Origin of the sequence: Pseudomonas sp. FW305-28 (assembly GCF_017351395.1) — a bacterium.
GTDB classification, from domain to species: Bacteria; Pseudomonadota; Gammaproteobacteria; order Pseudomonadales; family Pseudomonadaceae; genus Aquipseudomonas; species Aquipseudomonas fluorescens_AA.
This window is the reverse complement of sequence record NZ_JACNDD010000036.1, coordinates 30,955-46,687: the sequence shown is the minus strand read 5'-3', so window position 1 is coordinate 46,687 and position 15,733 is coordinate 30,955. Positions and strand designations below refer to the sequence as shown.

Sequence of the window (15,733 nt, the reverse complement as noted above, 5' to 3'; positions counted from 1 at the left end):
GAGTGCGCAGGCGGTTGGACGATCGAGGAAACGTGCGGCACGAAAATCCGTTCGCCACGCAACGCATAGGCGGCAAACGATCCGGCCATCGGGTCGCCAACTGGCTCGGTGGCGATCAAGGTGAGCAACGTCGACCATGCATCCACGTCGCGTTGCCGCCCGCCTGCGCGGACGTCATACACCCGACAGCCCAAGCCTGTCACTTCCTGCGCAAGCACGCGCGCAGGTCCCCAAATAGCCAGATGGGCTGGCAACGGTGCCACACCGCCAGCGTCAAACAACCCGGCCGTGACCCAGTGAACCCCGACTGGCGGCCAACTCCCGTTGCGCGCACGTGCAATCCCACCGCCGAAACCGAGCGCACAGGCAAGCGTTACGTCGAATGCCGCGGGCATGCCCTCCAGGGCACCCAGGTAGATAATCGTCGAAGGAGGCTGATGCACACGACGCCTCCAGGCGCGATCCCACTGTGCATTGTCTGTAAAGTCAAAGCGGTCGAATACCGGGTGTGCCAGCGTGCCCGTGATTTTCGCCCCGGCATGCAACCAGAGCTCGACTTGGCCGTGAGTACTGAGGCGGCGCAGCAGTTCTGCGGGAGGCGCCACTTCGGCGACCAGGAGAATGCTGCCGAGCGTGCCCTCCGAAGGGTGGCGTCGCTGAGCCTCGGCGCTCCATTGCAGATGGTTGATACGTACGCCTGAGTCGTCTTCGCGCGGCGTTCGCCCTGACGATCGGTATTCGAGGTGCGCTCGCTGAAACGGGTGGCCTGCCGCCCCCCAACCCGTTTCCAGAGGATTCCCGCCATGCTCGTGCTTGCGCGCTTCGAGCCGAGGGGTTTGCTGGACAACCACGTGCGCGTTGGTGCCACCGATACCGAACGAGCTGACGCCCGCATACCGGAGTCGCTCGCAGTCAGCCCAGGACATCGGCCGGTGACAAATGGAAAATCTCGAGCCAGGTCGCGTCGCCGTTTGCGCAGTGGCATGCAAGGTCGCTGGCCACTGGCGATGAAACAAGCTGAGCGCCACCTTGATCAGGCCCGCGATGCCCGCCGCATTGTCGGTATGCCCAAGGTTACCTTTGACAGCCCCCAACAGGCAGGTTGAGGTCCTGGAACCGGGCGTTTCGAACGCTTGCTCCAGGGCCTGCAGCTCGATGCTGTCGCCGACGGTCGTCCCAGTGCCATGTGCCTCTACATAATCGACCGTCTCTCCCGTCATGCCGGCGACGGCATGGGCCATGCGGATCACGTCGACCTGTCCACGCATGCCTGGAGCCGTGAAACCGACCTTGTCGGCTCCATCGTTGTTGATGGCGGAACCACGTATTACCGCATAGATTCGATCACCTGCACGCTGCGCATCCTCGTACCGGCGCAGCAAGACCACCCCGACACCGTCGGTGAAGACCGTACCCGTCGCATCGGGACTGAAAGGCCGGCAAACGCCATCCTGGGCCTCAACGCTTTCAGCATGGTGACGATAGCCGTGGCCCAGCGGGAAGTGCACGCTTGCGCCGCCGGCCAGCGCCATTTCGCAATCACCGTCGAGAATGGCCTGGCAGGCAAGGTGAACGGCCACCAACGAGGTGGAACACGCCGTTTGCACGGTAACGGCCGGCCCGGTCAAACCGAGTTTGTACGCGACCCTGGAGGTCAGCGTGTCCTTATCGTTCGCCAGGCCGGCGCGCCAGCGGTCCGGACCTTGCCATGACTTGGAATCGGCGTGCACATGGGTTAGCAGATAGGTGTTGAAACCAGACCCGGCGTAGACGCCGATGCGCTCATCCGCCGAACGCAGGCCAATCGCATCCTCGCGTGCGTGCCAACAAGCCTCGAGAAAGACGCGGTGCTGCGGATCGATCAGGGCAGCCTCTTGGGGTGCGTAACCGAAGAAGCCGGCATCGAAACCCAAGGCATCTTCAAGGCTGCCATTCGCTTTCACATAGGCGTGATCGAGCAATGTGTCGGATGGCACGCCGGCCGCCAGCAAGGCTTCGTCCGATAGCATGCGCACACCGCAGCGTTGCTCGAGCAGCATCTGCCAGAACGCTTGAAGGCCGGCGGCACCAGAAAAACGACAAGCCATGCCAACAATTGCGATGGCACCCTTATCGTCAAGTGAATCGTCGTCCCTGGCACTCACCATTCCCCACCCTTCTGAAATCCTTTCCCTGGCAGTTCAGCGCAACATTGCCCCCGCACAAGCGGGACGGCATGCTGTCATTTCAATACGACATTATCCTATTCCAAATGATAACGATAATGGTAATTGCATGACGACTCCGTCTTAAAGATACTCCGATCCACCTCTTGTACGGAAGGACGTGATGATCCATGCTTTGCCCTGTGACACACACGCAAGCTTGGGTCTGATCTGAGCAACGAGCGGCACGCCAATGCGAATTCTTGGATCAAATGGAATGGTTCAACTGAAGACTGATAGTCGGTCAAGCACTTCTTCGAGCGCTTCCCGACTCAGCTTATCTTCTCTTCGTTCAAGGAAAATACCATGACAGCCAGAATGTCTCGGTTGATTATCTATGTGCGGGATGTCGCGCTGCTCAAGGCTTTTTACCAGCAGCACTTCGGGCTTTCCATCATCACCGAGGAAATCGAGAACGAGTGGGTCGTCTTCGATGCGGGCGGCGTGGAGCTGGCGCTGCACCTCGTCGGCCCCGCCTTTCGCACGCCGCCCTCGCAAGACCATTGCGGGCCCAATACGAAGATCGTCTTCACAGTCCCTGCCAATCTGGAAAAACATCGGGAGACGCTTGCCGCCGCCGGTGTTGCCGTGCAGGCGCTCAAGCGCTATGACGGATTCGCCTATTCGATGTACGACGGCGCCGACCCCGAGGGCAACATCTTTCAAGTCATGCAGCTCGACTGAATGAACGTACTGGCGGCAGACAGAAGCTGCACGCTCCAGGTCGTCAGCGACCGCCTCAGCTAGGTATGGCGATACCGGACATGCACACCGAAGCGCTGGATGCGCGCACCGTGGAAACATTACCCCTGACCCTGGGGCAACGCCGGCTTTGGGGGCTGACGCAACGGTATCCGCTTGATCCCGCCTATCACCATCTCAGTGCGTTACGGCTATCGGGCCCACTCGACGAGACAGCGCTTGCGGTCTGCCTGCGGCAGGCCATGGCTCGGCACGACAGTCTGCGCATGCGTTTCCCCTGCGTAGACGGCAAGCCGGTCGCACGCATAGAACCCAACGCCGAGCTGGCATGGCAGCGGCATGACCTGAGCGCGCTGGGCGTCCGCGCGCGGCAGTTCGCCGTGACACGGTGCGCTCGGCAGGAAGCGCGCCGTCCTTTCGATCTTGAGCATGGCCCACTGATGCGAGCCAGCCTGCTCACGCTGGAACCGGGAAACGCCATCCTGCTGCTGGTTTTCCACCACATGGTGATGGACGGTTGGTCGTTGGGCATCCTGATTACAGAGATCGCGGCCGCCTATGTCGCATACACTTCGGGCGAAACCGGATCGCCACAGGCTACGCCAGCAGCACCACCCTATCGCATCGGCGACTATGTCGCTGACGCATTGGATGCGACGAGACAGCCCGCCTATCTGGCATCGCTGGCCTATTGGAAGAAGCATCTGGACGGGCTACGGTGGACACGTCTTCCGTCCAACGGCGAGGCGTACCGTCTTCGGCCGCAGTCGCGGCGCGGACGCACGCTCAAGCACCGCTTCGACGGCATCATGGCCTCGCTCGATGCCTCGGCCCGCGCACTGCGCGTCACGCGCTACCAACTGATGCTCGCCGCATTCCTGCGATTTCTTGCGTGCCGCAGCGGCGACAACGACATCGCCATTGCCACCCTGCTCGCCAACCGCAACGAACGACAGCGGCAACGCCTTGTCGGCTATCTCGCCAATACCGTGATCGTGCGCCACCGCTGCGCAGCGGATGAAACGGTAGCCGACTTCGTCACAAGCGTCGTGGCGACTTTGCGCGACCTGATGCGCCACGGCGAGGTGTCGCTCTACAGCATCGCCCACGAAGCGCCGCAAACGGTCAGTGAGTCGCCGTCAATATTGTTCGCACTGCAGAACAATCCGCTGCCACCCTTGCAACTTGGCGAAGTGGAAATGGCCATGCTGGATGTGGACACTGGCATCGCTAAATTCGATCTCAGCGTCTATCTCGCCGAAGATTCCGACGGCATCGACCTCTGGATCGAGTACGACAGCGGACTCTACAACGAGGCGGCCATCGAATCGTTCGCCGAAGGCCTGGGCAGTATGCTCATACAGCTATGCCAAGCACTTGACGACCCGACCACCCCCATCGGCCAACTGATGCCCGACAACGTGCCTCTGGCCGTGCTCGAAGGACCGCGTCCGAGTGCGGGCGACTGCGCATCGCCACTGGATGCACTGCTTGATCAGGCCACACTAAGGCCCGATGACCTGGCGCTGGACGCTGGTAACGGGACGACGCTCACGTTCTCGCAGATGCTTGGCGGCATCCGAGCGATCGCGATCGGTCTCGATCGCCTGGGCGCCCGCCCAGGTGATCGGGTCGTCATCCTGGGCGACCGCAACCAGGCGACACTGTGCGCAATCTGGGCTTGCCTCGCGCGCGGCCTGACGTACGTGCCACTGGCGCCAGACCTCCCTCCCGCCAAGCTGAGATTCATTCTCGACGACGCGGCGGCCCATTGGCGGCTTGCCGATGACACGGCTCGAAATCTTCCAGGCGAATGGCAAGATCTCTCGCTCTGGCTGGCAGACGCCCACTCATTGCCACCGTATGACTCGGCTCCACTGCCTCTTGACGCCGGCCTGCCGGCCTACCTGCTTTATACCTCCGGCTCAACGGGAAACCCCAAGGGCGTACTCGTGACACGTGGTAATCTGGAGGCCTTCTGCAGCGCGATGGACCAGCTCGTGCCACGCACGTCCTGCGATGTGTGGCTTGCGGTTTCCAGCCTTTCCTTCGATATCTCGATCCTGGAACTGCTGTGGTCCATGAGCCGCGGCTTCCTGGTCAGGATCGGATCGCTCGCCGAGCTGTGCAATGCTCCACCGCACTCCATACCCGACGGAACAGGTCCATTGCCCGCACTGGGCCTGTTCTATTTTGGCTCGACCGACGACTACACGCCGTCCGATCATCTGGCGCTGCTACAGCAGACCGCACAGTGGGGCGACCGCAACGGTTTCGACACCCTGTGGACACCGGAACGACACTTCACCGCATTTGGAGGCTTCTTCTCCAACCCCGCGCTGACAGCCACCCACCTTGCCGCCCTGACGCAGCGTATCGCGATCCGTGCGGGCAGCGTGATAGGGCCGCTGCAGCATACTGTCCGACTGGCCGAGGACTGGGCTGCGGTTTCCCGTTTTTCAGGCGGTCGCGCGGGCCTCTCGCTCGCATCCGGGTGGAACCCGGCCGACTTCGTTCTCGCCCACCGCCCTATTTCGCAACGCGCAGACACGCGCTTTGAACAATTGCACGATTTACGCAGGTTATGGAAAAGCCAATCGGTCCCGTTCCATGATCCCGAGGGCCGCTACTTCGAAGCCCGCATTGCGCTAGCGCCACTGGCCGACATCCCGCTGTCGATGACGGTATCGAACCGCCCCGATCAGTTCGAGGCGGCGGCCGAACAAGGCCTGGATGTCCTTACACACCTGCTGGAGCAGGACATTGAGCAACTGGCCCGCAATATCGAATGCTATCGGCGGGCATGGCACGCGTTCCACGGCGATGACGGGCCACCAGGTCGGGTCGTACTGATGCTGCACACGTATGTTGGCGTGAACGACGCCGAGGCTGTCGCGGTGGCGCAACCGTTGCTTGCACGCTACCTCGCCGGCGCACGTGATGCACTGCGCAGTCTGGCCCCCGACCTGGAGGTGCACGCACAAGACCCACTGATCGAGACCGCCACACGGCGACTCATCGCCGACCGGAGTCTGGTCTGCGGCCCATGCACGGCCATGCAGCGATTGCAGCGTCTGCATCGCCTTGGCGTGGACGAGGTGGCCTGCCTGATCGATTTCGGACTACCCCTCGACGTCGTCAACACCGGCCTGGAGCAACTCGCGGCGGCGCGCAACGCGAACCACCATCCGCCTACAGGCGTTGCGCCAAGCCCGCCAGCAACGCATCTGCAATGCACACCGTCAGCCGCCCGGCTACTGCTTCAACGTGGCGGGCGGTTGCCGCCCGCTCTTGAGCGGCTGGCCTTCTGGGCAGTCGGCGGCGAAGCGTTGGACGATGGTCTGTTACGGCAAATGCGCATGGCTTGCAATGCCCCATTGGCAAACCTCTATGGCCCCACCGAAGCAACAATCTGGGCCACCTGTGCCAGCATTGCCGCGCGGCGCAGCGGCCCGGTGAGCATCGGCACGCCTTTGGCTGGCGTCCAGGTCTACGTACTGGATGACAGGCTCTGCCCGGTACCCCATGGTGTCGAAGGTCAGGTGTACATTGCCGGCGTCGGCATCGCACAGGGCTATTGGCGCAAGCCGGTACAGACCGCGACGTCCTTTGTCCCCGATCCTTTCGGACCGGTAGGCGGCAGGCTCTACGCCACCGGCGACCGTGCCCGCATCGATGCCGCCGGCCAACTGGTGTTCATGGGACGTCAAGACACGCAATTCAAGATCAACGGGCACCGAGTCGAACTGTCGGCGATGCGCGATGCGCTCGTACGGCATACGGCGATCACCGATGCGTACGTACTCGCATGCAGACTGGACGGGACGCAAGCGGCGCCGACCATCGCCGCCTTCGTGGTACCCCGCGGCGAAGTCGACGACACGCTCGACCAGAGGTTACTGGCCCACCTGGCAGACCAATGGGAGGTCGGCACCCTGCCCCGCGACATCATCTGCATTCCCGAAATCCCGTTGACGTCGAGCCAGAAAGTGGATGCCCTGCGACTCGAAGCGCTCCTGCGTGAAGTGCGGGCCCAGGAGATGTCTTCTCGGCACCCTGTATTAGCCAGTGCGGCTGAACGCGCAGGCTTCGAAACGCTGCTCGGCCTGTGGCACGAGGCTCTACCCCGGTTCGATGGCCATGGGAACTTCCATGACGCCGGCGGTAATTCGCTGATCGCCTTGCAACTGTTGGGACGGGCCAATGCGCACTTCGGCGTCGAAATCACGCTGCGCGATTTTTATAGTGCGCCCACGCTCGCTGGCCACTACCGCGCGCTGCATGCAGCCAAGGCCGGTCCACAGGGAACGGCGTTGGTGCGCGTTCCTCGCGAGAAGGAATATCCGGTCTCATCCGCACAGCGGGCGATGCTGATCCTGCATGACCGTGGCGAAACACAGGCCTACCACGATCACATCGTATTGACTATCCAAGGCCCCCTCTCGGCCCACGCCTTGAAACAGGCCTTCGAAGCACTCTTGCAGCGCCACCGCATTTTCACTACGGCATACCGCTTCGAGCAAGGCGACTACCTGCAGCGTTGGCGTGAGGACATCGCTGCGGATTTCCGTACCGCAGTGATAAATGACGAACCGATGGAGCCCTTGCTGCGAGCCTTCGCCGACGAAGCCTTTGACCTCGAAAGCGGTCGGGTCATCCGCGCATTGCTGCTGCGTACGCAAGCCAATGCACACAGTTTCTGTCTTGTCTTGCACCATATCGTCAGCGATGGCACGACCTTGCGTCTGGTGCTGGGCGAATTGCTGCGGGACTACAGACGTATCCAGGCGGGAGAAAAGATCCAACCGACTGAGGCGAAGTGGCAATACGTGGACTTCTCCGACTGGCAGTCCCGACATCTGGCTGCACGCCGTGAGGTCCTGGCCGCCTTCTGGCACGAACAGGCGATCCACTGCCGCGCCGCATCTGACGACGATGTCCCTGCCAAAACGTTGCCGCGGAACGCGCCGCCGGCGGGTCATATGCGCATCTCCATTGCGGGCGCGCCAGCCCAGGTGGTCGACCTCCTGACCGCACGCCACCGTGTCGGCGAGCTGAGTGTATTGATCGCCGCGTTGTGCCTGGCGATGGAGGACCCCACCACCCACCGGCCGGTGACCGTCGCCACTGACGCGCGCAACCGTGAGCGCCCCGAATTCGAGCAGGTCGCCGGGATGATGGTGAATCAATTGATACTGCCGATTCGCCTGCCTGACAGGGGTGACGTCGATGACATGATTCAAGCCTGCCAGCGCCAATTGACCGATGCGTTCAGCCATCAGGCATATCCCTACGAATGGTTCGTGGCGGCGTGGCGCAAGTCGAGGCAGACCCATCTGCCGCCACACTTCGATGTGAAATTCGTTCTCAACGATAAGCGCGCGCCCTTCGAAGATGAATCCATGCTTGTCATCCATGAGCAGGTGCTCCCACCCAGCGTGGCCAAATTTGACATCCTGATCAATCTGCAGCGCGATGCAGACAGCTACTCAGGCAGCCTGGCATTCAATACAGCTCGCCATTCAGAGCAAGCCATGCAGCGGCTTTGGGATGATTTCGTCACGGTACTCGCGCGGCTTGCACGAATGGATGATATCCAAGAGGAACGGCTGGCACTGGTCGCGAGGCGAGCCGAACGCTTGGAACCGAGGAATGACGCGATGGGCATCGCACCGGCGGTACGGGCGCCATCGCCAGCACAAGCGAGCGCGCTGCTCGCGCAGCTGCAGAATGCGCGCCGCAAGCCGGCCGGGGCGTCGAGTGCAGCGCTGCATTTCATTGCGCCCGATGCGCACTGCCCGGTACCGCGTATCGAGCCACTTCGGCGCAACGTCTCGCTCGCCACGGCAGCGATCCAAGCACGCACGGAGTTGACTGCGCAGCTGCGGCGTTACGGCGCGGTGTTGGCCAAGGGTTTTGCAGGGCTTTGCGCACAAGAACTGGGCCGTCTGGCGACGGGGCTGTGCGGCGAACTTGTCAGCTACACGGAACGCTCCACGCCGCGTACGAGGCTCAGCGAAAATCTCTACAGCGCAACCGAGCACCCGGGACACCAGCGCATCGACCTGCACAACGAGAATTCCTACGCCCACCAATGGCCGGGCACGCTGTTCTTCTGGTGTGTATCCCCCGCGCCATCGGGCGGAGAAAATCTGCTCGCGGATTCGCGTGCAGTACTGGCCCGGTTGCCGCACACACTACGGGAAAGATTCGAAAAGCACGGCGTACTTTACCAGCGTGAACTCGGTCCGCCGTTGGGCATGCCATGGCAGTACGTGTTCCAGTGCGAGCAACGCGAAGAAGTCGATGCCATCTGCCGTGACGCAGGTTACCGGGTCAACTGGCATTCGGAAGCGAACCTGAGCCTGTCGCGCGTCGCCGACGCCGTCAGCAAGCACCCCGTCACGGGCGAGGCCTCTTGGTTCAACCATGCGCTGTTCTTCCACGAAACCAGCCTGGACAACGCGGTGCGCCGTTCAATCCGAGACTTGTACGGCGATGGCTACCTGCCAAACCGCTCTTTTTTCGGCGACGGCTCACCGATTGGAAATGACGAACTCACGCAGCTACGCGCCGCTTACGCACAATGCGAACGCCAGCTGCTGCTCGAAAAGGACGATGTCCTGATCGTCGACAACCTACTGATGGCGCACGGACGTTGCGCCTACGAGGGGACTCGCGATGTCAGGCTGATGATGGGGCAAACGATCCGCTAGCACGGAGCTTCAATGAACAATGTGATCGCCAATGATGTTAAGAGCGTTCTCGAAGACGTATCGCAGGGTTATCCGCTGTCGCCGCAACAACAAGCGACCTGGACGCGAGAACGGCAACCGCAACGCTACGTTGCCAGCCTGCAGCTGTGCGGAAAGTTGAACCGTGAGCGCTTGCTCGAGGCGTTCAACCACGTGGCGCAGCGATATGAAATTCTGCGCACGGTACTGCCTGTACCGGCAGAGGGAGCCGAGCCGGTACAACAGGTTTGCGCGCACGAGCCGCTTTCAGCCTTGCCGGAACACCTGCCGACGCTCGCGCAGCAGCCCTTCTGTATCGCCATGCGCGACACGGATGGCGGCTGCGTGCTCGAACTGGGCGTCAGCGCCTGGAGCGTGGATCATTGGTCGATGACGAGCGTGCTCGACCGGCTCTCTGACAGTTATCTGAACGTGGCCCTGCCAGATTCAAGCCTCGTGCTCCAATACGCGGATTTGTCCGAGGGCTACCGTGGGCTGCTGTCTGACTCACAAGGCAGCCACTACTGGGCTGGCAGAGGGATTGGCGCCCCCGACGAAGCGCCACCGGCCACCCCCAGGGAAACCGAGCAAAGCGCCACACTGCACTGCGCCTCGGCAGCGAACGACACCTGGCTGTTCGCACGCTGGGTGTTGTTCCTGTCCCGTTGGACGCGCCATGGACGTGTCGTGACAGACTACCTGGCACCCGGCGCTCGCTTTACCCAGGAAGCCGATCTGATCGGCCCCATCGGCCGCATGCTTAGACTGGCGTTCAATGTCGATTGGACCATCGACTCCGAGAAGGCAACCGCCGCCATAGCCGAACAGACCGAGATGGATTTGTCATACACAGATCATTTCGATGGATCCACCGAGCACGCGAAAGGCGCTCCACGCTTCCTGTTCGTGCCGACCTGCGCACTCCCCCACGTTTTCGCCGGCATGGCCGTGGAAAAAGCCGTGCTTGCCCCGCCCCCATCAGCCGCCACGCTACAGCTTGAGGTGACCGCCCCCGGTAAGCTTCGCCTGACCGGGCGAGGCCTGCCCCCTGCACAATTCGAAGCCGTGATAAGCGATCTGAACCAGCTCTTTCGGTTTCCCGACCCTCAGGCGAACACCCACTTCGGCGCACGCCAGTGGAGTGCACTCACCCACGCCCCGTTGACCGGTGGCGCTGATATCGGCGCAGCGGTGGGCCGATGGGCATCTCAATACCCACAGCGGCCGGCACTGATCGGCCAGGATGCAACGTTATCGTATGCCGAGCTGGAGCACTCCATCCGCGCAGCCGCTGCTTCACTGCGTGCCCGCGGTGTCAGCCCAGGGCACACGGTGGCGCTGCAAACCCCGCGGGGGCCAGCCTGGATCATATGGTGGCTCGCCGTCTGGCGGGTGGGTGGTACGTTGCTGCCCCTCACGGCCGAATCTCCTCCCGAACGCACGGCCGACTGGTGCCGACGTGCGGGCGTTTACCTGCTTGTCTCAACCATCCAGAAACCCGAAGTGGCCGCAGACCTGCCCCCCGTGCTGGTGCCGCCCCCACAACCAGCCCTGGCTTCGGACGACGATACCGGCAGCGCGTACGTCCCGCATCCGTCCGAGCCCGCCTACATCCTTTTCACTTCGGGCTCGACTGGAGCACCCAAGGCTTCGGCCATCAGCCACGGCGCACTGGCTGCCTATCTCGGCTGGGCAAGTCCACGCTACGCCAGCGACAAACGAGGCGGCACCCTGGTGCATTCAGAACTCGGCTTCGACTTCACCCAGACCTGCCTCTGGCTGCCACTGCTCGCAGGAGAAACGATCCGCTTCGCACCGGAGCCCCTATCGCTGGACAAGCTGTACAGCATGCTGCTGACCGAGCCCACCTTGTCGTTCATCAAGCTGACGCCAGCCCACCTGCAAGGCATCGCAGCGCTGGAGTCACTGGTGCCACGGCCACTGCGCTGGCCTGACCATGTAGTCGTCGGGGGCGCGGCGCTGTCCGGCGGCATGTTGCCCGGTTCGCTGTGCCGCTCGCCGTCAATCGTGCACAACGAATACGGACCGACGGAAGCGACGGTCGGTTGCTGCGTACACAGCGAACCTGCAGACGTGCTCTCACAGGGGCCTGTATCCATTGGCTCGGCAACACCGCAAACTGCGCTATTCGCTCTCGATGCACACTTGCGGCAGGTTGCGCCTGGCGAAGACGGCGAGCTTTATATCGCCGGCGCGCAACTGGCCATGGGCTACGTGGGCAACCCGCGCGAGACGGCCCAACGCTTCCTGCCCCATCCCCACGCGGATCACCCCGGAGAGCGAATCTATCGGACCGGGGACAGAGTACGGCGCACCGATCGTTCCCATTATGTATTCCTTGGCCGACTCGACGACATGATCAAGCGCAACGGCGTGCGCATTGAGCCCGGTCATATCAGCGCACAGATGCTGCGACATCCTGCCGTCTCTGGTTGCCACACTTTCGCCCAGCAGGGCCCAGGCCAGCTACAGCCGGCCATCATCTGCGCGGTCACCCTCAGCGCTGCGGTCGAGACGCGCTCGCTGCACGCCTGGCTGGCGAACCAATTACCGGCGCTCATGCTTCCCAACCGAATCATAACGATCGAAAAATTGCCGTGCACGCCACAGGGCAAGGTCGATGAACGGCAGTTGCTGGCGGGTCTCTGCCAAGAGAAAAGCGCCGACAACGAACGCCTCGCCGAAGGGCTCGAGTCGAAACTGGGTGCCATCTGGAGCAAAGTCCTCGGCGTGCCGGACCTGGCTCCATCGAGCCATTTCTTCGCCGAGGGTGGCGACTCGATCCGTGCCATCACTGTTGCCGTGGAGGCACGCAAGCAAGGGGTGATGCTCTCGGTGGAACACCTGTTCGAGCATCCGGTGTTGCGGGATCTTGCCGTGGCGGCGGCCGTCCTGGAGGTGTCGCACGTGCCGCCGCTCCCAGCCGCGGTACCGCACCACGATGCGCTGCCTCCCGGCATCGAAGATACGTTCCCGATCTCTTACCTGCAGATGGGCATGATCTTCCAGAATGAGCTGGACGGTCGCTACCACGACATCTTCAGCTACCGGCTCGGCATGCAACTGGACGAACACTGCCTGCTGGAGGCCGCGCGGCGTCTCGTCGCGCGACATCCGGGCCTGCGCACCAGCTTCGACATTGCCCGCGACGGCAGCGCCGTGCAGCACGTCTGGTCACAGGGCCCGGATGTGCTCCACTGCGAGGACCTGTCGACACGTTCGCCAGACGAGCAGCAGCGCACAATTGCACAATGGATAGACCTGGAGCGTGAACGCGGCTTCGACGTGCGTAAACTGCCATTGCTGCGCCTGCAGGTGCATCGACTGGATGACCAGACGATCCAATTCACCGTCAGTTTCCATCACGCGATCATGGATGGCTGGAGTGACCAACAGATCCATGCGGAGCTTTTCGCCGACTATCGTGCCCTGGTCGAGAAACGACAGGACACCATCGAGCCTCCGCCCGGACGGTACCGCGACTTCATCGCAGCCGAACTGGCCGCCCTGCACTCCCAACAGACGCGCGCTTTCTGGCGCGACTACCTGTCCGGCGCCAGCCCCACGCGGTTGGCACCGGTGGCTGTCGCAAGGTTGGAGACAGGAACACGGGATTCCCACTGGAACCATTCGGTGACCTTGCCGGAGCGACTCTGCACACAACTGCAGGCCGCGGCGCGCCAATCCAGCGAGCCCCTGGCCGTACTGCTGAACGGTGCCCACCTGGTGGCACTGCGCCTGCTTACAGGCCATCGGGAAATCCTCTCCTGCAGCGTCGCCAACGTGCGTTTGGACGAGGAAGCCGCAGAGCGTACAGTCGGTCTCTACATCAACACCCTGCCGGTGCGCGCCACCATCGGCAACGAGACCTGGCGCACACTGGTCTGCCGTATCGGCCAGCAACAGCGCGAGGCCTTCGGCTTCCGACGGCTGCCGTTCTCCGAGATCCAACGGGAAGCGGGTGTGGAACGGCTGTCCGAGTCGCTGTTCTATTTCACCAACTTCCACAACCGTATCCCGGCCACCTCCACGCTCGTGCAGCACGACCGATTCGCCCACGAAGTCACGAGCTTCCCATTGACCGCAAGCTTTAACATTGAGCCAACAACCGGCTTGATTTCCTACAACCTTGCCTTCGACGCACGTCGTTTCAGCCAGGCACGCGCGGACCAGGCTGCGCAGTGCTACCAAGCGGCCCTGGACGCGCTCGCCAACGACATCGACGCGCCGCTACCCTCCCTGCACAAACTGCCGCAGTTGCGAAGCTCGGTGCTAATCGCCCGTGAGACGACTCCCGCAAGCCAGGCGGCAAACGTGCTGGAGCTTTTCGACGAGCAAGTCCGACTTGGCCCCAACGCAACAGCCGTACGCGACAAGGACGGCATTCTCAGCTACCGAGAGCTGGGTCTGCGGTCCATGGCACTGGCATCGGCATTTTCGGCGAGGGGAATGGGGCCTGGCAGTGTGGTGGGGATCATGCTGCCACGTACCGCTGACCTGCCCTTGGCGATACTTGGCGTGCTGCGGGCAGGCGCCTGCTTTGTCGTGCTGGATGCAGACGATCCACCGGCCCGCTTCGCCCACGTGCTCGCAGACACGGCACTTGTCGTTTGCAGCGAAGCCAGTGCCCACCTGATCCCCTCACAAGCCTGGGTAAGCCTGCGCACACTTGAAGAGCAGGCCCCATCGTCACCTGGGCCCTTGGGCATAAGGATTGATCCGGCGCTTCCCGCCTACCGCATGTACACATCCGGATCAACGGGTACGCCCAAGTGTGTCGAGATTAGCCATGCCAGCTATGCAAACGTACTCAGGCATTTCCGAGACCTGCTACGCACCAGGCCAGGTGACAGAGTCATGCTCACGTCCGCGCTCAGCTTCGACATCAGCCTGCTCGAACTTGGCCTTCCCCTCGCGAGCGGTGCGATGCTGCACGTGCTGACCCGTGAACAAGCGCTGGACCCCAACGCTTACCAGATGGCAGAACACACCACGGGCAATACCGTCATTCAAGCAACACCGTCACTTTGGTCCGCACTTCGCCTGCGAGGATGGCCGCGTACACCACGGAGCCAAGTGCTGGTGGGTGGAGAGGCGCTGCCCGCTCATCTCGGCAACTGGCTATGCGAGGTAGCAGACGAGGCATGGAACGTCTATGGCCCCACTGAAACCACCATCTGGTCGACGGCGGCACGCCTGGAACCGGACAAGCACACCATTGGCACGCCAATCGCAGCGACGCGCTGCTACCTGCTGGATGACCAGTTGGACCCCGTACCACAAGGGAGCGTTGGCCTACTTTACATTGGTGGCGCTGGCGTAAGCCTGGGCTATGCAGGCGCACCAGCCATGACGGCGTTGACCTTCCTGCCCGATGAGGCCGGTGCGCGCATGTACTGTACTGGAGACAACGCCTTGCTCGATGAAACGGGCGCGCTGGTCTTTCTCGGGCGCAACGATCGTCAAATCAAGATCGCCGGACACCGGCTGGAGTTGGAGGAAGTGGAGGCGCGTCTATTGGCCCATCCGGACATCGCCGAAGCCGTCGTGGTCCAGCATCCGGCACTCGACGAGCGGCTGGTGGCTTATCTCGTGAGCCACGGCGGCGAGGACAACATCCCGGATCTCGAGCTGCGGAACTGGTTGTCCGCACATCTGCCGCCCTATGCGCTACCGCGCGCCTACCTATGGTTGAAGGAGCTGCCGCGCACCCTCAACGGCAAACTCGACCGCCGTGCGCTGCCTGCGCCGTCCCAGGGGCGACCGACCCTGAGCGCGCGTTATGCCGCGCCTGAAAACCCGCTCGAGCAGGTGCTGCAACGTATCTGGTGCAAGGTCCTGAAGGTCGATCAAATCGGCGTGGACGACAGTTTCATTGAACTGGGCGGCTATTCGCTGACGTCCATCCGCATCATTGCGCAAGTCCGCGAGTTGTTCGATGTACAAATCGGTGCATCGGCACTCTTCAAAACACCGACCATCCGCCAACTCGCGCAACAGTTGCAGGACGACGCTCCAGCATCAGCACAGCTCGAGGCCAAGGCCGAGATTCTTCTTTCCATTCTCTGAGTC

At 62.4% G+C, this 15,733-nt stretch carries 4 protein-coding genes; 3 read left to right on the top strand and 1 reads right to left on the bottom strand.

Annotated elements, in window-relative coordinates; all coding sequences use genetic code 11:
- On the bottom strand, positions 1-2,144 hold a 2,144-nt coding region (locus tag J4E53_RS11055), incomplete at its 3' end, for a polyketide synthase (protein ID WP_207268138.1).
- 366 nt (positions 2,145-2,510) lie between these two features.
- Between J4E53_RS11055 and J4E53_RS11050 the strand changes: the two genes are divergently transcribed.
- The 3 genes from J4E53_RS11050 (at position 2,511) to J4E53_RS11040 (ending at position 15,730) form a co-directional block, all read left to right on the top strand.
- Positions 2,511-2,888: a VOC family protein gene (locus tag J4E53_RS11050; protein ID WP_060742312.1), complete on the top strand. Its 378-nt coding sequence runs from the start codon at positions 2,511-2,513 to the stop codon at positions 2,886-2,888.
- 80 nt (positions 2,889-2,968) lie between these two features.
- On the top strand, positions 2,969-9,622 hold the full coding sequence (locus J4E53_RS11045; protein ID WP_207268137.1) for a MupA/Atu3671 family FMN-dependent luciferase-like monooxygenase: 6,654 nt from the start codon (positions 2,969-2,971) through the stop codon (positions 9,620-9,622).
- A 12-nt stretch (positions 9,623-9,634) separates the two neighbouring features.
- Positions 9,635-15,730, top strand: a complete 6,096-nt coding sequence (locus J4E53_RS11040) for a non-ribosomal peptide synthetase (protein WP_103308734.1) — start codon at positions 9,635-9,637, stop codon at positions 15,728-15,730.
- Positions 15,731-15,733: the final 3 nt, after the last annotated feature.

Coding starts and splice junctions, on each gene's coding strand:
- J4E53_RS11050 (WP_060742312.1), top strand. CDS start 2,511: ATGACAGCCAGAATGTCTCGGTTGATTATCTATGTGCGGGATGTCGCG.
- J4E53_RS11045 (WP_207268137.1), top strand. CDS start 2,969: ATGCACACCGAAGCGCTGGATGCGCGCACCGTGGAAACATTACCCCTG.
- J4E53_RS11040 (WP_103308734.1), top strand. CDS start 9,635: ATGAACAATGTGATCGCCAATGATGTTAAGAGCGTTCTCGAAGACGTA.